The organism is Nocardia sp. NPDC050718, from assembly GCF_040654235.1.
Classification (GTDB): domain Bacteria; phylum Actinomycetota; class Actinomycetes; order Mycobacteriales; family Mycobacteriaceae; genus Nocardia.
The window spans coordinates 806,710-833,532 of the sequence record NZ_JBFAHQ010000003.1 but is presented as its reverse complement, the minus strand read 5'-3'; the positions used below and the strand labels follow the sequence as shown (position 1 = coordinate 833,532).

The window sequence follows — 26,823 nt, the reverse complement described above, 5'->3', positions numbered from 1 at the left end:
CTCTCCGATCGGTCAGGCACGGTCGCTGAACATTGACATCCGGTGGGCCGGATCGGCAACCACGTTACGGATAAGCAGGCCGAGGTCCAGTTCCGGCGGTAGCGCGCGGTAGATCAGCTCACCGATCGGCCTGCCGTTCACGGCGACGGTGAACCGTGTCATCCGCTGCGCCGAACGCTCCCAACCGACGTGCGCGCCGTCGGTGACATCGATGGGCTGGCTGCCCACCTGCACGAGCAGCCGGTCGCCGAGCCGGTAGAAGATCACCGTCACCCCGCCCAGATCGCCGTACAGACCATCCGCGCCGAGCTGCCCCGGCGGCGCGGGCCGCAATGCCCCCGACCGCGGATCGAACTCGGCCAGCACACCACTGCCGTACGGACGCACGAGCAACACGACCTGCTCGACCGGCGACTGATACACCGGACGATAAGGCCTGCGGTCACCACCCTGCCCACCGTTGGGCGGCATCACCGGCGGCGGATACATCGGCGCACCCGCCTGCCCACTGCCCGAGTTCCCATTCCCCCCGCCATACGGCTCACTCGACCCGTAAGCCTGAACGGGCCCGGGCGAGTAGGGCTGCCCGTGACCCGGCGAGTACGGCTGCCCCGACCCCGGCGAGTACGGCTGCCCAGCGCCGGACTGGTAAGGCTGATTGTTGCCCGGCATATAAGGCTGACTGCCCGGCTGCCCCGCCTCAGGCTGGTACATCTGGCCTGGCTCGGACTGATTCGGCTGTCCTGTCCCAGGTGGGTGCGGCTGACCATCGCCGGGCGGCTGACCGTTCCCTGGCGCAAATGGCTGGCCGAGCCCCGGCTGATGGAGCTGACCATTTCCAGGCGCGAACGGCTGACCATCACCAGGCGAGTACGGCTGACCGCTCCCCGGCACGAACGGGTTACCGGCGATCGGAGCGTACGGCTGACCGGAGCCCGGCGCGTACGGCTGGCCGTGGCCCGGGTGGTAGGGCTGGCCATTCCCCGGGGCGAACGGTTGACCGTTGCCCGGTGCATAGGGCTGGCCGTTGTCCGGCAGCGAAGGCGAGCCGGAGCCCGGAGGCTGGGTCACCCACGGTGGGAGTGGCGGCAGTGCGGGGCGGTCGCCGGGGGGCGGCGGAACCTGCCATGGCGGCGTCGTCGGTGAAGGTACCGGCGGCACAGGCACATTCGGCGACGGGACGGTGGGCGTCGGTTCCGGGAATCCTGGCGGCACCGGGAGTGTCGGCGGAATCGAGGGATCCGTCGGCACCGGGGGTTCCGACGGCGCGGGCGGCTGTGGGAAGCCCGGTGGCAGCGGAATCTGCGGCGGCACGGGAGTCGCCGGCCACTCAGGAAGCTGTGGCGGCACGGGCGGCTCCGGCAGCTCCGGAGGTACCGGTGGCGTCGGAGGCTGCGGCGGGACCGGAGGCACAGGCGGGTGCGGCGGGACCGGAGGTACAGGCGGGTGCGGCGGCTCGGGGACCTCCGGCGGGCGCGGCGGATCCTGATCGGGCGGGCACGGCTGCCCCGGCGGGACCGGTGGGACCGGAGGGACCGGAGGGACCGGAGGGACCGGAGGGCGGGGAGGCTCGGGTTCGTCGGGATCAGGCGTCGAATCCAGTGGCGGCACCGGCCATTCGACAGCATCGAAGCCCGGCACATCGAATTCCACCTCGTATTCGTGCGGCGGGTGCGGAATGTGCGACCGCAGCGCCGATCCCGGCAGATGCCGACGCCCACCGGGCCGATCGCCGTCCGTGGACCGCGGCGGCGTGCCCGCCCCGCCCGGATCGAATCCCTTGTCCGGATCCGCGTCCGAACCGTCGGCCTCGTCTGGGTCGACAGCCGGATCCGGATCGGCGGAGGGCCGCCGCCGCGACCCGTCAGGCTCGGACGAACCGTCTCCGTCGGCCTCGGCCGCGGGACGATGTTCCGCCGGAATACCGGGATCGCCCGGATCCGTCACCGGACGCGATACCGGCGGCGCGGACGGATCATCACCCGTCACAACGACATCGTCATCGTTTTCGGAACGGCGAGGCTCACGCGATTCGGCATCACCGGCCGGATCGGTCACCGGCACGGGCGATTCCGCACCCGTCGCGATGTCCTCGTGCGTTGTGCCATCGGACGCAAGCGGGTTCGTCTCGCCGTCAACGGGTTCCGGGCGGGCGGGAGAACGCGAGTCGCCGCCCGGTTCCTGAGGTTCGGGCGCGCCTGCGCTCTCCAGCTCGGCCGCAGAGCGGTGACCGTCGGGGATTCCTGGATCGCCCGGATCGGTGTCCGGATCCAGCACCAGTGGTGCGGACGGATCGTCGCCCGTGGTGGCGCGGTCCTGGTTCTCGACCGGTGTCTGGGACCCGCTCGGGTCGAAACCGCCGACGGGCGGAGTTCCGTTGCTGCCGTGCGATTCCGGCGCGGAAGGCAGGCCCGGGCGCACCGGCGCACCTGGCACGGCCGGAGCCGGGCGGCCGGGGCCGGGCGAACCGTTCGGGTCCGACGACGGATCGACGCCCGATGCCCCGTCGCCGAGCGCGGGCGCCTCGCCGCCCCCCAGCTCGGGATCGGTGACGAACGGTTCGTTGAACAGCTCCCGCAACCGGGCGATGTCGGCAGCCCGCTGCCGGATCTCGTCGCGGATCTGTTCGTGCACCTCGGCGAGCTTATCGAGGGTGAGTCGCTCGTGCTTGTCGATGCGGCCGTCGCGGAACCACTCGTAGACCTGGGCGACCTTCGCGTCGTCGGCGTCGGTGATGTCGGCGCCGAGGAGGCGGGCGTGATCGCGGCTCGGGCCGCGGACGGCGTCGTCGGGCGCGGGAGGCAGCGGGGACCGCTCCCCGAGATCGTCGGCGCCGACTTCGCGCAGGAAGTCGAGGGCGTCGCGCGGATGCACCGGCGGATCGTCGCCGATGGCGCGCGGGTCGGTGGCCGGGTCGTAGACCAGGTTCTCGGCGTAGGGGTCGATCTTCGCCAGCGCCCGCACGTAGTCGGCGAGCGGGCCGGTGAGGTCGTTCAGCTCGCCGCGCGCGGCCCGGTTCGACAGCGCCTCGGCCAGCGCGCGACCGTCCAGCGGCAGCCCGCCGCGCGGCAAGCCGAGGTGCGGAGCCAGGGCGTCGCGGGCGGCGTCGACGGCGGTCGGGTCGAACGCGCGCAGCAGCTTCGCGTACTCGGTGAGGTCCTTGGCGCGCTGGCGATGCAGTTCCACCCGCGTCGCCGGATCGGCAAGACGGTCGGCGATCAGTTCGGGGCTGAGATCGCCCGCGTCGACGCCGAATCGCAGCGCCAGTGCGCTGCGCGCGTTGTGCAGCGCGTTGAAGTTGTCGACCGCGTCGACACTGAGCGCGTAGTCGACCAGGCCCTCGAGCTGCCTGGCCCGCACGTGATTGGCCCGGTCGAGCTCGGCGATCAGATCGTTGAGCCGCTCGGGCGACAGGTTGGACGGATCGTCGATGCCGAGCCGCGCCGCCACCTCGGCGACCTCGGCTCGCACCTCGGCCAGCGAGCGTGGCTCCGGGACAGTCCGATCGAGATCGTCGGCGGTAGCGGGCAAATTCTCGGACGCCGGGTGCCGGGCGGGGGTCTCGACCATTCGCCACGGCTCGGCGCCGTCACGCACCATGGTCACGTCGACGCTGCGCCCGTCCAGCTCGCCGCGCAGGTGCCGCACCTCCAGCGCCTCGACCTCCCTGACCTGCACGCGCCCCTGATCGTCGACGCCGACGATCCTGACCTCGATGTCGACCGCGCCGCGGTTGAGCCGGTCGATGAAGTCGGCGTCGGCCTCGGCCAGCGCCCGCGCCAGCGCGGCCTCGTGCCCGGTGCCGGTGTCGACGATCGCGATCCGGCCGTTCTCGGGATCGAGAACGAGCCGATCGCCCGTGTCGCTGCTCGTGAAATCCGCGACGCGCTGGGCGAATTCGTCGAAGTGCCCGACATTGCTATCGAGTTGATCGCGCAGCCTGGCGATCTCGCCTTCGAGGTTGCGGACAAGCGCCTCGAGGTCGGCCCCCGCCAGATGCGCCCAGGTGGAGCGTTCGTCACGCAGCCCGGCGCGGCGCAACGCGTCGTCGAAGATCTTGCGCGCGTCCTCGGCGTGGATGGTCTGGGAGCCGCCGTCGTCGCTCAGATCGGGCCAGAGGTCGACCCATTCGCCGCCGTTGTTCACGCCGCGCCAGTTCAGCATGTCGAAGCTGAACTTCTCGCCTCTGGCCGCGACGACTTCCTTGAGGTAGGCGCCCAGCGGGTCCTTGCTGAAGAAGTTGGCGGGCCGGAACGGGATGTCGGCGTGTTCGGCGTTGAAGTACCGCGCGGCCGCCTCCAGCGCCTGGATCACGCCGTCGCGCCGCAGCAGCCGGTACTCGGCCTCGGCGAGCGCCCTGCGCAGCCCTTCCTCGCTGAAATCGGTGATCCGCATGCCGAGTTCGCCGGCGAGCGCGTCGAGCACGGTGGCGTCGGCGATGCGCTGGTTGACCGCGTCCACCACGTCCCGCAGCCAAGGCGGCAGCGGTTCGGTCGACTCGACGGAGCGATCGGCTTCGGACGGGATTTGTTGCCGCTCAGCGGCTTCCGGCAGCTCGTCCGCCTGTCTGGCGGCGAGCTCTTCGGGCGTCAAGCTCTCGGGCTCGAGCAGATGTTCGAGCCCGGCGTCGCGCAGTTCCTGTTCGATCTGTCGGCGCAGTTCGGGATCGGCGTCGGAGATCCACGGCTTGTACTCGGTGCCGTCGAGATTGCGCAGCGGCAGGAACTCGCCCGCCTGGTCGGCGATTCGCGAGGAGAGGTGCTTGAGGATCGGCACCAGCTCGCGCTTGCGCCACATCTCGATGCCCTCTTTGAGAATGCGCACCGGATTGAACTTGATCTGCAGCTGGTCGTATTCACCGCCGGGCGCGTTCGGCGTCGCGTCCTTCACCGAGGTCAGCGGCAGGCCGGCGCCGTGACCGAGCATGGATTGGCCCGCGCTGTCGAGGCTGGAACCCGACGGGTACTTCGGGTTCTCGCCGAGGAACGGCCGGTTGACGATCCGGTCCCAGAGCCTGCGCAGCCAGTTCTTCTTCGGCTTCTCGACGGCTTGCTCGGTGGGCTGCGGACGCTGCGCGGGCTCGGGCGGTGCGACCGGTTCCAGATGCCAGGCGTTCGGGCCGTCTTCGACCCGGCGCAGCAGCGTCCGATCGCCTTCGGTATCGACGGAGAGCATCCGGTCGTCGAGTTCGGTACGGGCCAGCCGGTCCAGGTGCGCGAGGTCGGCGACAGCCCGTGACACCGAGGCGCGCAGACGGGTGATGTCGTCGGCCGCGCGGGTGAGACCGGGATCGGCGGGCAGACCCAACCGCGCTGCCCACCGCCGCGCGACAGCCTCGCGCATCGCACGCTGCTGCGGATCGTTCGCGGCCTCGGCATGGCGCACCGCGGCCGCGAACGCCTCGACCGCACCTGCCCGCAACAGCTGCCGGTAGCGGGCCGCGTCGAGCGAGGTGGGGTCGGTCAGGTCGACGCCGAACCGGGCGGCGAGCCGGTCGAGTGCCTGCTGGGCGGGTTCCATGCGCGGCGCGCCCGGCTGGGCGCCGTCCTCCGGCGGCAGCACGGCCGACGGTCGCAGCGGCTGGGCCTGGGGGGCGGGCTCCGGCTCGGCGCCGAGTCCGGGACGCGAGCCGTCGTCGAGTCCGGTCCGGCGCAGATCGTCGGCGATGTCGGCCCGCACCTCGGGGTCGCCCTCGACCCGCCACTGTTCGGGCCCGTCCTGCAGCTGGTCGAGGTCGAGCGGTTCGTAGTCGGCGGGGTAGCGCATGGGCGCGCCGAGTTCGGCGTCGGGATCCAGTGCGCTGTCGAGGAATCCGCGCGCCCGCGCCATATCGGCGATCTCCGCCAGCGCCCCCAGCGGATCACGCTGACCGGTGAGCGCGTCGCCGAGGCCGAGTGCCTCGGCGAGCTTGCGCACCTGCTCGGCCTGCTGCGGGGTCAGCGGGGTGGCGTCCGCGTGGACCGACGGCGGCAAGTCGCTGAGATCCCGCAGGAACCGGCGCACGTCGTCGATGAGGTCGCTGCGCTGCTGCGCGCGGCTCGGCGGGTCGGCGGTCGCATCGGTATCCGGCTGAGCCAGGTCGACGTCGCCGGGCACGGCCAGTTCGGCCGGCTTCGGGATGCTGAAGTCCAGCGGCGACGAAGGCTTGAACGGCTCTTCGGGTTCCGGGCTGAGCGCGGTCGGCGGGTGCGCGGGCGGCTTGCCGGGCGGGCCGCCGGGTGCGGGCGCGGGGACGGGCGGATCGCCCGCGTCCCCGTCACCGCGCGATTCTTCGACATCATCGCCGTCACCGGGCCGCGAGTCCTGCGGATCCTCGCCGATCACGGAGGCTTCGGTGTCGGCCCCGGTCGCACTCGGGTCCACTGTGTCACCGGGAAGAACGGTGCCGACAGGTGGCTCCAAGGTATCGGGGTCGGTCCGCATCGGCAGCCGCTCGATCGCGGGCCCGTCGGCATCGAAACCCATCCGCAACTCGACGCAGTTCGCTCCCGCCCGCAGGGCCGCGAGTACCTCGGCGTTGCCGAGCGCGATCTCCGTGCGCAAGGCCCGCTCGGCATCTCCCTCTGCCCAGCCCACGATGAAGAGCGTCGGCGGATCCTCGGCAACCGCGATCTTGGTGCCGATCATTCTGGTACCCGCGTTCAGCAGGGCGTCCGTTTCCGCAGCGTCCGCGAAGCTGTCGACGATCCGATCGGCGCGATCACGCGCGGCATCTGCGACGAGTTCGTCACCACGCCCCATGGCGGCATCGTGCTCACTCAGCGCCTCGGCAGCCTCGATCCTCAGTCGTTCGAGCACCGCGCGCCGAGCAGCCGGGTCCGCCGACGAGTCATCGTGCGCCACCGGGCCTTCGGCAAGGCCGCCCGAAACATCGTCGCCACCCACGACCATGTCCGCCGCCAACGCGTCGACCTCGGCGGCGGCCAGGACGTACAGCTCGGCCACCCTGCCCAGCGAGGTGACGATTCCCAGTTCCTCCGGCGCGTGCACCACATGGGTGAGGTGGTCGACCGTGTCGCGGATCGCCGTCGGCGCCAGACGATCCGGCGATACCCACTCTGTCAGGCCGTCGGTCAGTTCCTGGATCCGCGCCGCGAAGCGGTCACGCCGGGCCACCGCGTCGCCGTAGTCGGCCGCCGGCGGCAACGCGTGGGACTGCTCGGCCGCGCGCTGCTCGCCGCGGCTGATCAGCAACGCGTGCAGAACCTTCGCCGGTTCCGTTGCCTCGGCACCGTTGAGCTCGACATCGGCGAAAGCCTCCGCCAGTGCCTCCGTGGGGTTCAACGGCCCGGCGCCGGCGTCCTCGAAGCTGTAGCCGCTCAGCGCACTCAGCCACTCGTCGAAGTCGGCCTGTACGAACTCCCCGCGCTGTGCGGAATATCCACTCACCAGCGCGTCCATCACGTCTTCATCGGTGAGCAAGCCCGTGTAGTCCATGGCATGCCCGAATTCGTGGGTCATCGCGGTGTAGGCGGCTGAGTAACCGACCGAGGGTGGGTGGAAGCTGGTCGGCGTCTCGACCGTGAAATCGCGCAGGAAGTCCATGGTCAGGCTGATAACGGCCTTCGCTTTGCCGCCGGGCAGCAACGGAGGACGGTGTGAGAATTGGGCCTCCCGTTCCTCCACATCGAGATTTCTCACGGTCACCGCCGTGACGTGCACCCAGGGGTATTTCGTCTTCAGCCGGTCGAACGCGCGAACCGCGTCACGCACCGCATCCGGGTCGGCACCGGCCGCATCGAGCCCGCGGGTGATGACGCCGTGACGCTCACCGAGGAAACGCGCGATCTCGCGGGCATCGCGTCGACTCCACTCCCCCAGATCGCGCTGTGACGGGGGCCAGTGGCCACCGTCCCCGGGCACGGTACCGACCAGGCCGAACGCTTGGCGCAGCAACCGAAGTCGCAGCGACTCCGTCGGCCACTCTCCGGCCGGCGATTGGCGCACGGTGGAGAGCGCGGTACTCGACGCCAGCAGTTCACGTACCCGCACACCGGTCTGATCGACTTCGACGTGCAGATAGCGGACCCGCGTATCGACCTTCTGTGCGGCGTCGGCCGCTGTCGGAGCCGCGAGATTCGGATCGGCGAACCGGCCGACTACCACCAGCCCGTCCGCGAGCGACGGCACCAGTCCGAGCCCGTCGCTCGTGTGCTCGGCGCCGAGCGCGCCGAGCACCCCGCGCACCGCGAGGTCTTCGGCGCTCTCCCGCGCCATCGGGTCATCAGGATCGATGCCGGAACGAATCGCCCGCTCGAACGCGGCGTCGATATCACGACCGCCGACTCCGAGCTCACGCATTCGATCGGCGAGCTGGGTGAGGCTGCGCCCCGCAGGGTCGACGCCGCTCCGCCGGGCCGACGCGGCGAGCTCGTCATAGGCCGCCGCCCGCTCGGCCGACACCGCGAGCAGATCAGCGTCCGCATTCGACGCCGGAGTGATGTCGAGCGTGTTCCCGCGCAACCACCGGTGCGTCCGTGGCCGCAGTCCTTCGCCGCCGTCAGCCGCCTCACGTGCCCACCGCAACCGATCCTCGACCCAGCCCAGCCGGCGCACCAGCCGCGAGGCCTCCTTGGCCTCCGCGAGCCGGGCACGCGAGGCCTCCTCGACCCGCCCGGTGATACCACGCGCTTGCAAGTCCCTCAGCTGGCCCAACCGGCTTCCGTAGATCGACGAGGTGATCTCCCTCAGGCTCGATGTGGTGAACCTGGCCGGGTCCTCGATGCCGAGTACCGCGACGGCCCGCACCGCCTCGGCGGCGAACACTTCTCGTATCCGGGCGTTGACAGCCACGTGCGCCGCGGCGTCGGGCGCTGCCACGGCGCGCTGCGCTGTGTGTGGTTCCGGGCGCTGCTCGTTATTCGCCACGACCTGCTCGGTAGCAGGAGCGGCGGAATCGGGCGGATCGGTGTTCTCGACGGAAGGATGATCTCGCGAACTGTCGACCGGCGGAGTTCCGTTGTCGCCGTGGGTCTCTGGACCGGTGGGCAACTCGAGGCGCACCGGCGCTCCCGGCTCGGTCGGCGGCGGACCGGCGGTCGGCCGAGCCGGGGGCCCGTCGGGGTCCGGCCCATCCGTCGGCGGACGGGGGTTTCCCGGTGACGGCGGGCCGCCTGTGCCCAGCCCGGGGACCCCGTCGGGTGATCCACCCTCGAGCGCGGGCCGGTTCGTCGCGCCGAGCTCGGGATCGGTGACGAACGGCTCGTTGAGCAGCTCCCGCAGCCGGGCGATGTCGGCGGCCCGCTGCCGGATCTCGTCGCGGATCTCCGCGTGCACCTGCGCGAGCTGCTCGAGGGTGAGGCGCTCGTGCTTGTCGATGCGGCCGTCCCGGAACCACTCGTAGACCTGGGCGACGCGCCGGTCGTCGGCATCGGTCAGGTCGACGCCGAGCAGGCGGGCGTGATCGCGGCTCGGGCCGGGGACGGCGTCCTCGGGCGCGGGCGGCAGCGGCGAGCGATCGGTGAGGTCGTCGGCGCCCACTTCGCGCAGGAAGTCGAGGGCATCGCCCGGATGCACCGGCGGGTCGTCGCCGATCGCGCGCGGGTCGGCCTCGGGGTTGTAGACCAGGTTCTCGGCGTACGGGTCGATCCTCGCCAGCGCCCGTACGTAATCGGCGAGCGGACCGGTGAGATCGTCCAGATCGCCGCGCGCGGCCCGATTCGACACCGCCTCGGCCAAGGCCGCCGCGTCCAGCGCCAGTCCGCCACGGGGAAGTCCGAGGTGCGGGGCGAGCGCGTCGCGGGCCGCGTCGACGGCGACGGGGTTCAGCGCGCGCAGCAGTTTCGCGTACTCGGTGAGGTTCGCGGACCGCTGCCGATGCAGCTCGACCCGCGTCGCGGAGTCGGCCAAGCCGTTCGCGATCACCTCCGGGCTCAGCGCATCCGGGGTGACGCCGAATCGCAGCGCCAGCGCGCTGCGCGCCTTGTGCAGCGCGTTGAAGTTGTCGATCGCGTCGGCGCTGCGCGCGTAGTCGACCAGGCCCTCGACCTGCCTGGCCCGGACCCGATTGGCCCGTTCCTGCTCGGCGAGCAACCGGTCGAGCTGCTCGGCCGACAGGTTCGACGGATCGTCGATGCCGAGCCGAACCGCCACCTCGGCGATGTCGGCCCTGACCTCGGCCAGCGAACGGGGTTCGCGGACAGGCTGATTCGTGTCGTCCGCGACGACGGGCAGCGTGGCGCCGGGTTCGGCGCTCTGGGGCGGCAGCTCGACCAGGCGCCACGGCCCGGTCCCCTCGCGCACTGTCGTCGCGTCGACCGTGCGGCCGTCGACCTCGGTGCGCAGGTGCCGGATCTCGGGCGCGTCGACCTCGAGCAGGTGCACGCGGCCATCCGCATCGATCCCGACCACCCGGATCTCGATGTCGATCTCGCCGCGGTTGAGCCGGTCGACGAAGTCCGCGTCGGCCTCGGCCAGTGCCCGCGCCAGCGCCGCCTCGTGCCCGGTGCCGGTGTCGACGATCGCGATCCTGCCGTTCTCGGCATCGAGGACGAGCCGGTCGCCCGTGTCGCTGTCGATGAAATCCGCGACGCGGCGGGTGAATTCGCCGAGCCTGCCGATGTTGTCGTCGAGTCGCCCACGCAGCGCGGCGATCTCGGCGTCGAGGTTGCGCACCAGCGCCTCGAGGTCGGCGCCTGCCAGATGCGCCCAGGTGGAGCGCTCGTCGCGCAGCCCGGCGCGGCGCAGCGCGTCGTCGAAGATCTTGCGCGCGTCCTCGGCGAGCACGGTCGGATCGTTGCCGTCGTCGGCGAGGTCGGCCCAGAGGGTGGGCAGTTCGCCGCCGTTGTTCACGCCGCGCGAGTTCAGCATGTCGAAGGCGAACTCGTCGCCCCTGGCCGCGACGACTTCCTTCAGGTAGGCGCCCAGCGGGTCCTTGCTGTGGAAATTGGCCGGTCGGAAGGGAATCTCGGCGTTCTCGGCGTTGAAGAACCGCGCGGCCGCTTCGAGCGCCTGGATCACGCCGTCGCGCCGTAGCAGCCGGTATTCGGCCTCGGCGAGCGCCCTGTGCAGACCTTCCTCGCTGAAATCGGTGATCCGCACCCCGAGTTCGTGCGCCAGCGCCTCGAGCACGGTGGCGTCGGAGATCCGTCCGTTGACGGCGTCCACGACCTCGCGCAGCCACGGCGGCAGCGGCTCGGCGACGGCGGGCACTTCCGCGCCGTCCCGCGAAATCCGCACCGGGTCCCCGGATTCCGGGAGTTCCTTGGTCTCCCGCGCGGCCAGCTCCTGCGGCGTCAGGCTCTCCGGTTCGAGCAGATGCTCGAGCCCGGCATCGCGCAGATCCTGTTCGATCTGGCGGCGCAGTTCCGGATCGGCGTCGGAGATCCACGGCTTGTACTCGGTGCCGTCGAGATTGCGCAGCGGCAGGAACTCGCCCGCCTGGTCGGCGATCCGCGACGACAGATGCTTGAGGATCGGCACCAGCTCACGGTTCTGCCACATGAGCACACCCTCTTTGAGGATGCGGGCCGGGTTGAACTTGATCTGCAGCTGGTCGTACTCGCCGCCAGGCGCGTTGGGCGTCGAGTCCTTCACCGTGGTCAGCGGGAGCCCGGCGTTATGGCCGAGCACCGACTGACCGGCGCCGTCGAGACTGGAGCCGGAGGGATACTTCGGGTTCTCGCCGTGGTGGCCGCGGTTGACGAGGCGATCCCAGAGCCTGCGCAGCCAGTTCTTCTTCGGCGGTACCTCGACCGCCTGCTCGGTGGCCGTCCGGAACGGCTTCGGCTCGCGGTGCGCGACCGGTTCGAGATGCCAGGAGTCGGGGCCGTCGGCGACCAGTCGCACCAGCATCCTGTCGCCGTCGACGTCGAGCGACATCACGCGGTCGTCGAGTTCGTTGCGCACCATCTGATACAGATGCGCCATGTCAGCGGCATCCCGGGTCACCGCGGCGCGCAGGCGGTTGATGTCGTCGGCCGCGCGGGTGAGACCGGGATCGGCGGGCAGACCCAACCGCGCCGCCCACCGCCGCGCCACCGCCTCCCGCATCGCGCGCTGCTGCGGATCGGTCGCGGCCTCGGCATGGCGCACCGCGGCCGCGAACGCCTCGACCGCACCCGCCCGCATCAACTGGCGATACCGCGCGGCATCGAGGGCGCCCGGATCGGTGAGATCCACGCCGAACCGGGCGGCCAGGCGATCCATCGCCTGCTGCGCCGGCTCGATCCGGGGGCTGCCGGGCTGGCGCGCACCGTCTTCCGGCGGCAGGATCGAGGACGGCTGCAGCGGCGTCGCCTGCGGATTCGGCTCCGGATCTGTGCCGAGCGCGGGGCGGGCGTCGTCGTCGAGCCCGGCCCGGCGCAGGTCCCCGACGATCTCGGACCGCACCTCGGGGTCGCCCTCGACCCGCCAGTGGTCGAGGCCGTCCTGCAACTCGTCGAGGTCCAGCGGCTCGTAATCGTCCGGATACCGCATCGGCTTACCGAGCTCGGCATCGGGATCCAGCGCGCTGTCGAGGAATCCGCGTGCCCGTGCCATGTCAGCGATCTCGGCGAGCGCGCCCAGCGGATCCCGCTGACCGGTGAGCGTCTCCCCCAGACCAAGGGCCTCGGCCAGCAGACGCACCTGCTCGGCCTGCCCCGGAGTCAGCGGCGGCGTGTCGGCGTGGGCCGAGGGCGGCAGGTCACTCAGTTCCAGCAGGAACTGGTGGACGTCGTTGAGGAAATCCCTGCGCTGGTAGGCGCGTTCGGGCGCGGCCCCGGTGTCGGCGTCGGGTTCGGCGCCGTCGGCGACCGACTGATCCAGCGCGGCATCGCCGGGCACCGCCAGTTCGGCAGGCTTCGGCACGCTGAAGTCCAGTGGCGACGAATTCTTCGACGGCTCTTCGGGTTCCGGGCTCGGCGCGGTCGGCGGACGGGACGGCGGCTTGGACGGCGGGCCGCCCGGGGTGCTCGCCGCGAGCGGCTCGCCCGAGTCGTCGTCATCGTCACGCGAACCATCGCGCTCGGTACCCGGCCCCGGCTCCTCGGTGCGCGATTCGTCGCCGCCGTCGATCGGCGGTTCCCCACCCTGCCGCTCGACGGCGGCGGCGAACCTGGCGGCCATCTCAGCACGGGCGGCGTCGAATTCCTGCTGGGCCCGCAGATACGACTCGAGTGCCTGCGCATCGGCCAGTGCCTCGGCGTCGAGATCCTCGGGCCGCGTCTGCGTAGCCTCGGCCAGTTCGGCGCGCAGCGCGTCGAACTTCTGCTGCGCGGCGAGGAACGACTCGAGCGCGGCCAGATCCGCCGCGCGCACGGCGAGATCGGCGTCGGAGTCGTCGCCACGCCGTGCCGCGGCCTCGGCGTCGCGCGTCGCCAGTTCCTCGAATCTGGAGGCGATTTCGGCCTGCGCGGCCTCGAACTCCCGCTGCGCGCGCAGGTACGACTCCAGGGCGGCCACATCGGCGTCGACACCCTCGAGATCACGCATCGTCTCGTCGAGTGCGGCGTCGGCCTGGTCGGCGCGCCGCTCGTCGGCCTGATCGTGCAGCCGGTTCTGCCGTTCGACGGCGGCGTCGATGGCCGCCAGCGGATCGACCGGCTCCCCCGGCCCGACCAGGTCGTCCAGCGAAGGGATCGGTTCGGCGAGCTCGTCGGCGACCTCGTCCAGCTTGCGCATGGTCTCGTCGAGCTTCGCGTCGGCGCGATCATCGAGGTCGGTGCCGCGTTCGGGCGGAACCTCCGCGTCGGGACGGCTCGGCTCCGGCTGCGGGCCGATCGGGCGCGGACGGCCGCCTTCCGGACCGGCGGGCAGTCCGCGCCGCCCCTCGGGCAGCTCCGCGGGCCGCGAGCCCGGATGCTCCCTGGCCGGGGTCCCCTCGGCGGGCGGCAGATCCGCCACCGGGCGGTAGAACTCGTCGGTCAGCGCCTTCAGCTGGTTGATCTGCTCGGTCCTGAGGCGGATCTCCTCGCGGATGGCGGCGATCTCGGCGGCCAGCTTCTCCGGGCTCAAGCCCTCGTGCTTCTCGATCTTGCCGTCGCGGTAGGCCTCGTAGATCTCGACGAACTTCGCGTCGTCGGCGGTGGAGACGTCCACGCCGACCAGCCGCGCCCAGTCCCGGTTCGGCTGCGGCCGTGGGTCGTTCGGATCGGCGGGTGTGTCCGAGCCGTAGGAGCGGGCGATATTGTCGGCGACCTGGGCGGCGAAGTCGAGCGGGTCGGCGCCCGGTTCGGCGGCCCCGACCACATCGCGCAGGCCGTGGATCGCGCCGGAGTCGTAGATGTGCGGGTCGCCCGTGGTACGCGGATCGCGTGCCCTGGTGCCCGCGGGGTGATCGGTGTACGGATCGACGCGCATCAACACGTCGACGTAAGCGGCCAGCGCGTCCCGCACGTGGTCGCCCGCGCCGCGCCGGTTCAGCCGCGTGACGAGCTTGCGCAGCTTGGCCGGGTCGATGCCGCTGTCGGCCGGGCCGACCTTCGACCGGCCCGTCACCGGGTCGGTCTTGCTGACCTTCGGCCGCAGCGCCTCCGGATTCTCCGGGCTCAGTGCCCTGATCAGCGCTTCCTGCGCCGCCTTGACCGCGGCGTCGTCGACATTGCGCAGCTGCTGCGAGTACCCGGCGGTCTTGTCCGGCTCGCGCTGCTGGCCGTCGAGCAGATCCTCGAACTGCTGCTGGCGGGTGCCGCGCCGCTGCTTCGGATCCACCAGTGCCTCGGCGATCCGCCGCGGCGTGAGCTCGTTCTCCGGGATGCCGAGCCGCGTCGCCAGCTGATCGCGCGCGTCACCGATCAGGTAGAAGGTCTCGATGTCGGACATGGTGCGGGCGTAGTCGGCCAGTGCCTCGGTCTGGCCGGCGCGAACCGCGTTGTCCAGGTGCAGCGCGCGGATGGTGGCGTCGATGTTGTCCGGGTGCAGCGCGGCCGGGCCGAGGTTCAGTTGCCGTGCCAGGTCGACGATGTCGCGCACCATCTGGGCACGGTCGCGCGGGGCGGCCGGGGGTTCCGGCGTCGGCTGAACCGGGCGCCACTCGCCGTCCTCGCCGCGCATCATCGTCACCTGGAGTTCGGCGCCGTCCACCGTGCGCCGGATGTGCTGCACCTCCGGGGTGGCCACCGGGTCCAGGAACTGCCTGCCCGCGCCGTCGGCGTGCACCGCACGGAAATCGGGCCGCAGCACCCCGTTGTCGATATCGACCGCGAGCTCGGGGTTGTCGCGCAGCGCGCGAGCCAGCGCCTCTTCCCGGTCGAGCGGGCCGTCGATCACCAGCAGCCAGTCCGGGCCGCCGTCGGCATCGGGGACGCGCGCCACCTGGTCGCCGTAGGACCTGCCGACCGGTTCGGCACCGTCGCCCTGCAGGATCGGCTGCGCGGCGGCGATGAAATCGGCCAGGTTCTGGGCGCGCTGCCGCGCCGAGTCCCGCAGTTCGTTGAGCGTGGGCTCCATCCGATCGCCCGACAGGTCGCTCAGATCACGGCCGAACATCGCTGCCCAGCTGGACAATTCGTCACGCAACTGGTCGCGCCGCAGCGCGTGCTCGAAGAACTCGCGCGCTCGCGCCTCGTCGCGCCCCGGTTCGCGGTCGTCGGAGAAGCTGGCCCATTCGGGCAGCCGGTCCGCGCCGTTGCCGACCCGGTCGTAGTCGCGCAGCGCGGTGACGCCTTCGAACGCGACGATCAGGTCGCGCAGGAACCGGCCGAGCGGGTCCTTGTCGAGGAAGCTGACCTCGCGCGAGAACGGCACGGGGCGTGGGGCACTCGTGTCACCCCAGTGACTCCGCGGCTCGGCGGCGCCCACCTCGTCGTCGTAGTCGTAGTAGTCGTCATCGTCGCGCGGTTCGTCCGACTCGATCTCGCGCAGCCGGTCCGGACGGTTCAGCGTCCGATCGTCGGGTGCCGGCGCCGGGTCGGCGGGGTGGTCCGCGCGCCGGTACGGGCGGGTCTGTTCTTCGTCGGCACGACGGGCCGCGTCGGCCAGGCCCTCGATCGCGCCGATCTCGCGCAGCAGCCGATGGCTCTGCCGGTCGATCGCCCGGCGCAGATCCTGCGGCCCCTCGCCGTCGAGGTCGATGCCGAGCCGCTCGGCCATCTCGGTCAGCGTCTCGCCCTCGGGCGGCGGACCCTGCTGTTCCGGCTTCGTCTCGGGCGGCGGGATGGGCGCGTCCTCCATCGCCCGCGCCTCGTCGGTGTCGACGAGCCCGTTGAATTCCAGATCGTCGATCAGGTCCTGGCGCAGCTGGGGATCCCGCGCGTTGTCGAACAATTCCTTCAAGATGTCGCGGGCCTCGTCGGCGTCCATCCGGTTCGCCCGCAACTCGCTGACGACGTTCTCGCGCACGTCGTTCGGGTTCGCGTCGGTGATCCACGGCCGATACTCCGTACCGTCCGGGAAATACACCGGCTGGTAGTTCCCGGCCGAATCCGCCTGCCTGCCGAGCACCGGCCCGATGAACGGAATGTGCTCGCGGTTGTGATACCAGGTGAGCCCCTCGCGGCCGATCCGCGCCACATTCAGCACGGGATCACCCGGCCCCGGCGCGGGCGCGCCCATCACCGGACCGTCGACGGGCGGCGGCGCGGGCTGCGTCGGTGCCGGCGCCGGATCCGAGATCAGCTGCGCTCCACCGGTCACACCGTCGCGCACCGCGGTCTGCCCGCGATGATCGAAGCCGGACCCCGACGGGTACTTCAGATTCAGCCCCGCGTACCCGGCGTTGAGGTCATCGACCAGCTTGCGCAGGACATTCCGGTTGTCGACCTCGCGAATGTCGGCGTCACTGCGCGCGGGTACATTCCGCGTCGCCTCGTCACCATCGTTGCGCGCGACCACCCACTGCCCGTCGGCCAACTGGATGTGCAGCGCGACGACGTCCCCGTTCGGCCCGAGCTCGATCCGCACCTCGCGCTGCGGAGCCTCGGGTTCGGGGTCGGCGAAATCGGGTTGGCGACGCCGGTTCTCACCATCGTCATCGCCCATGTAGTCGATGGTGTCGTCGGCGCGCGGCGCACCTTGCCACGAGACCAACCGGGGCTTGCGCGGCGTGCCGTCGGGGTTTGTCCGGCCTTCGAGAGCCGCGCGCCGTTCGTGTACGCCGTCCTGCACCCCCGCGTTGTTCACGTGGTCGGTGTTGTAGCCCTCGGCGCTCTCGGTGCCGGCCACCATCCTCGTGCAGTTCGCGCAGCACGCCGCGCCCTTGCCCGTTTCGATGTTCTTCGGAGCGTGCACCAGGGAGGCCATTCCCGCGCGATCCGTGCGCTCACCCTGACTGTCCCGGTAATGCAGCGCGGCGTTCGTCGTGCGCACTTCGGCGTGCCGTAGCGGTTCATCGCCGTGCGGGAAAGCGCCCTCTTCGCGCTTACCCGCGCGGAGATCGTCGATGCTCTGACCCGTGGCTGTGAGATTCTCCTTCAGCCTGTCGTGCAGATCATCCACCGACAGCCCGGAATCCTTGGTGCCGTTCGCCGCTTCGTACACGTTGCCGTTGAGGCGGTCGATAGTGACGGCAATGACCGGACCGACCGGGTCCTTGCGCTGTTCGGCCCCGACGAACTCCGCTTTCGCCGTCTCCTGCCGCGCGTTCAATTCCTCGAGCTGCGACTGGATCGCTTCCAACCGGTTTCGCAGCGCCGACTCCGCTTCCGGCGTCGCCGATCTGAGCTGCCGCTTGATCTCCTTGCGTTCGTTCTGCAGCTCTGTCCTGAGATCCTTGATCTCCTTCAGCGCCGCACGGGCATCGGCGACCTCGGCGAGCTTCTTCTCCTTGAAGTTGTCGACGACTTCCTGGTAGGCGGGCATCCGCTCATGCGCGATTCTGGCCGCGAGATCGTCGACGTACTCGCCGTCGACCTTGACGATGTGCCCATCAGCGTCCCTGACGATGTCGCCGGTAAGCCTGCCGAGCAGATGCGCGTCCGCGCTCGGCCGGTCATCGGAACCACGAATCGCATCGACGTTGGACATCGCGGGGCGCGTCTCACCGACACCATCGTGTGGTGTCGGTGTCGGGGCGTCCGGCACATCTGCCTGGTCCGGCGATTCGGTGGGCGGTGGGTCACCGATGTCGTCATCGTCGCCCATGAAGTCCATCGCGTCGTCGTCCGCGCCCAGGACCAGCGAGTCCGGATCGGTGCCGAACGGCAACGGCACGTCGGCGAGCACATTCACACCATCGCGATGGAGCAGCAGCTCGGTCACCGTGACCGTGCCGTCGGCGGCGGTGTGCACCAGGCGGTACTCCACCTGCAGGGTGCCGTCCGCCATCGCCGAGCGCAGGTCTGCGACGGCGTCGGCGAGCGCCCGGCCCTCCGGGCTGTCGGGGTCGATGCCGCGCGCCGACATCTGCTCGGGCGTCTCGTTGAGGATCCGCGCGAGATTTCGATCCATGTCCAGGGTGCGCCGCAGGTATTCCGGCGAACCCTGTTCTGCCTGGGCGGTCTTCGAGCCGCCGAGGACCGATCCGACGCCCTTGGCCTCCACGACGACGAGCGTCGGCGCCGAGTCCGCATCGGGACGCGGGACGTACGCGGCGATATCGACGACGCCGGCGCCGTCGAAGGCACCTTCGAACGGCGTCAGCAGCACAGCGCGCGGCCTGGCGTCCGGATCGAGCGCGAAGTCGATCCCCGCCACTTCGCCAAGTTTCTTGGACACCTCGACCATCTCGCGACCGAGGTCGTTGTATTCGGTCGCGGTGTCTTCCAGGTCGCCGAGCAGCTCGAGTCGGTCGGTCAGTTCATCCGGGCTCAGCGAGGTATCGGCTTGGATTTCCTGGCGCAGCTGCTGAAGTTTCTCGAAAAGGCGTTTGGGCGCGAGCTCGTTCGTCTTCTCGATCTCGAACTCGGCCATGAGCGTCTTGAGTTCGTCGCGGACGCCATCGCGTTCGGTCTGCAGTTCGAGGCGCCGCTCGGACGCGGCTTCGATCTCAGCGGCCCGGTCCGGGTCCTTGATCTCATAGGGCTCCGAGTCGCCCTTCATCACGTCGTACAGGTAGTCGGCTTTGCTCAGATGGTCATCGACGAAAGCCCCGCCCGGTCCGTGCAGGCCGAACTTGACATCGCGTTTGGTACCCGCCGGGTCGTCGACGTGATGCCAGGACCCATCCGGATCCCGATAACTGTCCAGCCGGTCGCCCGGCCTGCGCAACAACCCGTCGTCGCCGCGCACCATCCCCGGCGGCACCGGCTCGTCGGACCCGCGATCCGGGCTCGCGACATCGTCGTCGTCGCCCATGAAGTCCATATTCGGGGGATACTCCGGCGACACCAGCCGCGGCTCGATGACATTGCCCTCGGCGGCGGCCCGTTCGATGTCGACGTGTCGGATCGGGTCGACGCGGCGAGCGCCCTCGTCGATGATGTGGCCCGCGGTGCTCTCGGTGCCCTGCACCACCCGTGTGCAGTTGGCGCAGCAGGGCGCCTCGGCGCCTCGGCTGGGCACGTAGGGCGAGTTGAGGATGGAGGCGAGGCCGTCGAAGTCGGTCGGCAGCTGGTCGTCCGGATCGCGCTGCTGGTTGAGCAGTTCCCGGTCGTGCAGGGCGGCGTTGGTGCCGCGGATCTCGGCGTGACCGAGGGGGTTGTCCGTGTGCGGGAAGTGCTGCCGGTCGCCGCCGTTGTGGTAGACGTCGGTGGGGTCCTGGTACTGGGAGACGTTGTCGTGCAACGTCGGATGCAAGTCGTTCGGGTGGATGCGCTGATCGGACGTGCCGTTGGCGGCCTCGTACACGCGACCGGTGAGGCGGTCGATGGTGATGGACGAGACGTGGCCACGCCGGGCGGCGGGCAGCCGGTCGGCTTCGGCTTTCTCCAGGCGCTTGGCCGGTGAATTGCCCGCTTCGGCTTCGGCTTTGTCGGCGGCGAGGAAGTTGTCCAGGGCCTCCTTGGCCGCCTTGGACTTGGCCAAGGCGTCGGCCACGCCCTGCTGCGCGGCGCGCACCAGGTCATCGCCGTTCGCGGCACCGTTGTCGCGCTCGTTCTGCGCCTCCCTGAGCTTGATGTTGGCATCGCGAACCCCACGGCCTGCAGCGGCCTTCTCGGCTTCCAGCCCCTTCTGCTGCGCCTTATGTTGCTCGAACTCGGCGACCAGGGCGGCGTCCGGCTTGGAGGCGTCGACGAACGCCCGGCCACGCTCCTCGCTGAGCCGGTGGGAGTATTCGTCGATCGGCTCCCCGTCGACATGGGTGATCCGCCGCGGATCGCCCGCGGTCTGCACCAGCGGATCGTTCGGATCGAGCACGCCGAGCAGGTGCGCGTCCACGCCGGGCGTCCGGCTGAACGGTGCGTTGGGGGTGCCGACCTCGGGTGTCAGGAACGACATCGCGGCCGGACGGGTGGGCGCGTCGTCGTCGTCGCTCATGAAGTCGACGAGATCGCGATCCGGGGGTGGTCTGTCCCCGTCGCGGGTGTCGAGGTCGCGCGGATCGACCGAATCGGAATCCGGCCGCAGGGACGAGAGGTCGTCGGGCACGGTGACCGATTCGGGGCTGAAGGTGCGCCACTTGCCGCCGCGATCGATCGACGGAACCGAGTCGGGCTCGTTCATCACACCGACCCGATCGGTCGGCGCGGTGACATCGACCCCCAGCTGGTCGGCGATGTACTGCGCCCAGCCATTGGCGTTGCCCGCATGGCAGGACAGCAGCCGGATAGGGGTGCCCGGCACGTAGTTCGGGTTGCTGCGGATCGCGTCGACGATGTCCTTCGGGTCGACCGCGTCGCCGTTGCTCGGCGTCACCGAGCCGTCGCGGCGGCCGTGCACGACCACGTCGTGGGAGCCGTCGTTGCGTGCGTTCTGGCTGACGCGATGCGTGCGTGCGTCCTCGCCGATCGCCGTCCCCGTGGGGTGGTGGACGACACCCTGACCGTTGGGCAGGCGGGTGTCGTAGACAGGCCCGCCGTCGTTGTCGTCGGGCTGCGGCTGCCTGCGGTCGTCGCCGTCGGCGCGATCACGCGGCGACGTGGTGTCGTCGGCGCCCGCGCGCCCGGGCCGGGCCGTCTCCGGACCCGACCGTGCCGGGCCCGCGCCGGGCTCCGCGCCGACAATCGGCACAATCGGCGCGACCTCGGCCAGCGGATCGACTTCGGAGGTGTCCCTGGCACGCACCGGCGGCGCTTCGCCGGGCGCGGCCTGCACCCCCTGCGGCGGGGTCTCGGCCAGACCTGCCCCGCGCTGTTCGCCCACACCGGCGCGGCTCTCATCTTCGGGGCGGCTCCTCGGCGCGCCGGATTCCTCGGCGGCGCCCTTCGGATCCGACACACCCGACTCATCGACGGTCGGGCTGTCGGTCCTGACTTCCGGTGCGCCGGAACGGATATCGGAACCGGCGTGCATCCCGTCCGGCACGCCGGCCCGAACCTCCGGGGAGCCGGGACGAGCCCCCGGCTGAGCACCCTGGTTCGGTGTCGTCGACTGCTGGCCCGGTGCCGACTGCTGAGCAGGCGTGGATTGCGTTGGTGTGGTGGGTGATTGGGTCGGGGTCGCCGCCGGCTGGCCCGTTGTCGGCGTGGCGCCCTGCGCGGTGACCGGCGCCTGTCCGGTCGCGGCGGGCGTCGGCCCTGCGGTCGCGGCCGGTCCGGCGCCCGTCATCCCCGCGCCGATCGGCGCGCCGCCCGCCTGCGTGGCCGTGTCACGGTTCGTCGTCTGGGTGCCGTCGACCTGCGTGACCGGCTGACCACTCGACTGCGCGTCGGTGCGCGTGCCCTCGCCGACGCTCGCGCCGTCGGTCTGCTCGGCCTCGCCCGCCCGCGACTTGTCCTGCGCCGAATCCGACTGTGCCGCAGGACTTTCGCCTTCAGCACGAGAACCGCCGTCTTGCCGTCCGCCGTCCCCGCCCTGCGACTCGCCGGTCTGCACCTCGGGCTTGGCGTCCTGGCGCCCCGCGCCGCTGCCGCCGGCTTCGGCGGTGGACTGCCCATCGTCGCCGGACTGCTGATTCGCCCGTCCCTCATCGGTATTCGTCGGCGCGGGCGCTTCGCCTTCCGGAGCCTGGGTGGCGCCGGCGGGACGCATCGACTGACCGTCGTCACCGGCGCCTGCCCGCGACTCACCCGAGCCCTCGCCGCCCATGGTGTCCTCGCCCGCGCCCGCGCGCACGCCGTCGTCACCACCGACGCCCGTCGCGCCGTCATCGTCGGCGCCTGCCCGGTTCTCCCCCTCGCCGCCGGGGCGGTTGGACGAGCCGTCCCCGCCCGCGCCATCGCTCTGCCCGAACGTGCCGAGGTCGTACCCGGGGCCCATGGCATCGCGGATCTGCGAGCTGAAGCTGGGCCGTTCGAACAGACCGGGTTTCATCGCCGACCAGGCCGAGTTGGCTCCGGCCTTGTTCAACCCGGAGAGCCCACCGTTTGTGGCGCCCGCACTCCACATGAGCGGGTCCGACGCCGCGGTCTGCAAGTTCTCCCACGCCTTGTCCCAGCCCTGGGTGAAGCCCTCGTAGCCGAACTGGCCGAGCATGCCGCCGCCCGCGCCGACCAGACCGGCGCCGGTGCCGGTGATCGCGCCCTTGAGCCACGGCGCCATGCCGTCGCCGAGCTTCTTACCGAGGAAGTTGCCGAAAGGACCCGCCGCCAGGCCACCGGCGGCGGAACTGACCGCGGCCGCCTTGACCTGGTTCCAGTCGACCTCCTTGCGGTGGCCCTGATCCACCTGCCACTGCTGGACACCGAGTTCCTGGAGGGTGCCCAGCGCGGTATCGATCGCCACGTGCTGACCGATGAACTTCAGGACGCGGGTGATCACCGCCTTCGCACCGTGGCGCAGGATCGCCGCGAGCACGCGGCCGAAAATCGTCCGTGCCACGATGCGGGTCGCGGCGACCGCCGCCGCCTGCACGGCGGGCGCTGTCGGCGGAAATACCCACGCCGCAGCGATTTCCAGCGCCAGCAAACCCAGCGAGGACAGGAACATGATCTTCGTGTACTCGATCTCGGTGCCGGTCTGATACACCGAATCACCGAGCGTGTCGAACAGTTCGGCCAGCTTCATCACCGACTGGTCGCCGCGGGCCATCCCCTCGAAGGCCTTGAGCATGTCGTCGACACCCTCGCCCTGCGGATATGCCTTGAACGCAGCGTCTTTGGCGGCATCGATGTCATCGACGAGACCGCGCAGGCTGTCGGCGGCCGTGCGCCAGTCCTCGGCCATGGCCCACATCTCGTCTTCGTTGCCCTCTGGCCATTCCATGCCAGCGAGAATCGAGAGCCAGTGCAGCCCGGACGGCAGATCGATCATGGAGGGCTACGTCACCAGCTCGAGTCCGTGAACGTAGCCATCGCCCCTCATCCCTCCGCAGTGGTGCCCGATCGAGCACACCACAACTCGTTCGCCTGCGCAACAGAGTCGCAGGCACCGGCGAACCGGGAGTGACGGCAGAATGAACGCCAAGCGGCTGAAACGAACCCCTCGGCGCCATCGGCGACCTGTCTGTACGGGTGAACTTGACGACCCGGCGGTCCACGCGAAGGATCGGGGTCGGCGGCTCGCCGCGGCGCGGGCGCGACCGGCCGACCCGTGCCGAGCGGTACGGCGGCCGGTACAGACTCCATGAGATCGAGAACGGGACGCACGCAATGGAATTGAAGCCGGTGGTGATGTACCGCGAGATGTACGAGGGCACGCACGACGAGCTGCCCTCGGTACACGACGCGCCCACCGGTGCCGTCGAGGGCGACCGCGACCAGATCCTGAACTACATGCGCAAGGTCCGCGCGATCTTCGACGTCATGGGCGAAGCGCCCGACCTGTTCACCTCCGGCGCCGACATCGAGGGCGGCCCCTCCCTCTACTCCGACGGCGTCTGGATCTGGCGCGAGGACTCCCTGAAATACCTCGCCGAACAGCCCCTCACCCTCCCCACCGAGTTCATCGAGCGGGTGCGCTCCTTCGACTACGTCCCCCAGCAGTTCGACACCCGCGACCCCGATTTCGACGCGGCGTTCCTGTCGTACTTCTGACCGCGTTCCACCGGAAGGACAGTCCCGTGCTCTTCATCGACAGTAGTGATCCAGACCTGGTCGTGGATGGCGGGCGCGCATACTACAAAGAGGTCCCGTTCAGCGGGCAGGTGTCGACGCTGACGCCCGATCAGACCGAGATCGAATCCCTCACCTACCTCGACGGATACCTCCACGGGCAAGCTGACGGCTGGTACCCGGACGACGCCAGGAGGTACTCGGGGAGCTACGACCACGGCAGGCGGATTCTCGACTGGGAGTATTGGGACGAGCACGGTCGGCTCGTTCGATTCGACACGTTCGACTTCTCGGGAAACCTTCGTCATCGGAAACGGTGGGACGAAGGGGGCACCTTGACCGAAGACTTCGACGCTGCCGCGATCGCGAAGCCACTGGTGGACAGCGCCGTGGAGCGGACGAGTTCCGCCCTGTCGGAGAATCCGGTCGACGGCCGCCTGTTGTTCGACGGCCAACCGTTCACCGGCCAAACTGTCCGATACTTCTACGAGGGCGGACCGGTCGTCGCCCTGGAATGGTTCGCCGACGGTTACTCCGACGGCCCAGAACTGGGCTGGCACGGTGACGGGGCACGCCAATATGCCGGCACCACCGCCCGCAACCGGCCGATCGGGCTGTGGCTGCACTGGCACCACAACGGAACCCTCGCACAGCAGAACGTGTTCTCCGGCAGTGGTCGTCAGATCCTGAAGAGCTCCTGGACAGATTCCGGTGAACCGATCGTTGCTGTCGGTACGCCCCCACGGCCCACCGCCCACGTCCGCTTCGACGGCACCCTGGACCAGGCCACGCCCTTCCTACACGAGGGCGAGCCTTTTACGGGCGTGCTCGAACACCATGCGGGCGAGACACTTCTCCACGTCCAGGACTATCGCGACGGCTACCCCGACGGTCTCTGCATCGAGTACCGGGACAGACACGAGTTCCGCAAGGGCGTCAATAATCGGACCGGCCCGGTCGGATGCTGGTACGAGTTCAGTCCGGACGGCCGAATCAGCCGGGAAGACTGCTACGACGCGGGGAGCAATCTCCTCCTACGCCGTCGCTGGGACTCCGATGGCGCGTTGGCGGCACCGATGGAAGGGCTTGCGATCCGCGACCGCCACACCAGCACACCGAATCACGACGCAGGAAAGGCGACCGAATGAGCACCTGGCGGACCATGCCGACCGACCAAGCGGCCGACCTCGCAAGGAGGCTGTACAGCCTCGACTGGACGTGGACCTTGGACGACGCGCCCACCATCGTCGAGCAGTTCGGCTGGCACACCGTCTCCAGCCGGCCACGCCGGATCATGCTCGATATCGGGTTCGGACCTGGCAGTGGCACCATCCAGGCCAAGAACGGTGAAGTCACCCGCATCGAACTGCAACTCACCGGCTATGCCGAAGCCGATGAAAAGTCCGAAGTGAAAGCCACTTTCACCGAGTTCGCGCGCGCGATCGGCGAGACTCTCGGCGAGCCGACCGCGCGGGTCAACGCACCGACCCCGCAATACCGTTGGGCCGGACCAGACTCCACTGTCGTCCTCATCCTCTCCGCGGCCTCGATCTGGCTGCACCTGGACACCAACGCCCGCCTCGCCGCCGACGACCGCAACCTCGAACTCGATAACCAGGGCTTGCTATGACCGACTGGGCAGACTTCGCCCGCATCCTGGCCGACGAGCTCGACGCGGCGCCCGACACCACCGTCCTGGTGATCGGCGAGGTAGCGCCGACTGGATCTCGTCGCTTCGCGCAGTTCCGCAAGACCGGCGAATCGGTCCTGGCCGAACTGACCGGCGACGAATGGCTCGAACCCGCATCGCGACCCGGCGACGTGGGCTGGCGAGCCATCACCCGAGCAGGATGGCACCGGCCGGACCAAGACCACTGCGACAACTGGTGGGCCGAATTCGCGTCACCCGTCCGCACCGACCAGTATCGGCGAATCGCGGCGATCACGGTCACCGGACTTCGCGACGGCTTCGGCATCACCGCACCGACCGAGTTGTCCTATCGGGGCTGGGTCGAGAAGACCGGCAGCCGCCTGCATCTGCCCAGCCTCGGCATCCGCGACGAGACCTGAACGCAGCGAATCGTTGACGGACTTCCGAACCCGGACCCCCGACGAGGTCGCCGAGCTGGGCGGTCGACTGCGCGCACTCGACCGATACCAGCGAGCTCTCCCGGCGGGACAGCTGTGACCGGCTGGACCACGTTCGCCGAACACCTGGCGGCCGAGCTCGAGAAGCTTCCGCTCGGCGCACGGGTGATCGTCTTCGAGCCCGAACCCGCTCGCGTCCGCCGATTCGTACAGTTCGCCCGCGACGAAGACGTGCTGTCGGCACAGCTGATCGGTGACCGGTACCTCGACGAGAACCGACGACCCGACACGGCCGGATACCAGGCGATCACCGCCGGCGGCTGGAACCAGCCCGACGTGGACAACGGCCATCTGTGGTGGTTCGACTTCGACGCACCGGTCACCGCCGAAGACTGCCACCACGCCACCGAACTCGCCGTCACCGGGCTCCGCGCCGGCTACGCCATCACCAGCCCCACCGAACTCGTCTACGACGCCTGGACAGACCGAGAAGGATGGCACGTGCGGTGAGCGGCTAGGTCAGGCCGTCGCGGTTGCCCTTCTCCATCTTGTCGATGTAGTCGGCGCTCTCGGTCTGGCCGTCGGCGAAGTCCCCCATGGACGTGGCCATGGTCTTCACATTTTCGCTGATGTTGGTCCAGGAGGCGTCGTAGCCGTCGTTGCCACCGGGGCCGTTGTTGAACGACTTACCGAGTTTGTCGTTGCCCCAGACGTTTCCGCGGCCGGTCAGCGAACTGTTCAACGTGTTGATGATGCCGGTGAGCTGGTTGCTGACGTTTTGCGACTTGCCCGCCGCGGTCCGGAAGTTGTCGGCGTCGTATTCGAAAGTGCCCATCGCCCTCATCCC

At 70.2% G+C, this 26,823-nt stretch carries 7 protein-coding genes; 5 read left to right on the top strand and 2 right to left on the bottom strand.

Annotation, left to right across the window (positions count from 1 at the left end; all coding sequences use genetic code 11):
* Positions 1-12 precede the first annotated feature (12 nt).
* The gene (locus AB0H54_RS18125) at positions 13-23,100 is read right to left on the bottom strand and encodes a hypothetical protein (RefSeq protein ID WP_357346482.1); all 23,088 of its coding nucleotides are present in this window, start codon (positions 23,098-23,100) and stop codon (positions 13-15) included.
* Positions 23,101-23,486: 386 nt separating this feature from the next.
* Between AB0H54_RS18125 and AB0H54_RS18120 the strand changes: the two genes are divergently transcribed.
* The 5 genes from AB0H54_RS18120 (at position 23,487) to AB0H54_RS18100 (ending at position 26,486) form a co-directional block, all read left to right on the top strand.
* The gene (locus AB0H54_RS18120) at positions 23,487-23,870 is read left to right on the top strand and encodes a hypothetical protein (protein WP_357346481.1); all 384 of its coding nucleotides are present in this window, start codon (positions 23,487-23,489) and stop codon (positions 23,868-23,870) included.
* Between the two features lie 26 nt (positions 23,871-23,896).
* Complete coding sequence (locus tag AB0H54_RS18115) at positions 23,897-25,036, top strand: hypothetical protein (protein ID WP_357346480.1); 1,140 nt, start codon at positions 23,897-23,899, stop codon at positions 25,034-25,036.
* Positions 25,033-25,518, top strand: coding sequence for a DUF6301 family protein (locus AB0H54_RS18110; protein ID WP_357346479.1), 486 nt, complete (start codon positions 25,033-25,035; stop codon positions 25,516-25,518). Before AB0H54_RS18115 ends, AB0H54_RS18110 begins: the two co-directional genes overlap by 4 nt.
* On the top strand, positions 25,515-25,958 hold the full coding sequence (locus tag AB0H54_RS18105) for a hypothetical protein (protein WP_357346478.1): 444 nt from the start codon (positions 25,515-25,517) through the stop codon (positions 25,956-25,958). Before AB0H54_RS18110 ends, AB0H54_RS18105 begins: the two co-directional genes overlap by 4 nt.
* Before the next feature lie 114 nt (positions 25,959-26,072).
* The gene (locus AB0H54_RS18100; RefSeq protein ID WP_357346477.1) at positions 26,073-26,486 is read left to right on the top strand and encodes a hypothetical protein; all 414 of its coding nucleotides are present in this window, start codon (positions 26,073-26,075) and stop codon (positions 26,484-26,486) included.
* 4 nt (positions 26,487-26,490) lie between these two features.
* On the opposite strand, the gene AB0H54_RS18095 is transcribed toward AB0H54_RS18100, so the two are convergent.
* A complete protein-coding gene (locus tag AB0H54_RS18095) occupies positions 26,491-26,811 on the bottom strand; it encodes a hypothetical protein (RefSeq protein WP_357346476.1) in 321 nt (106 codons plus the stop codon).
* Between the last annotated feature and the right edge of the window lie 12 nt (positions 26,812-26,823).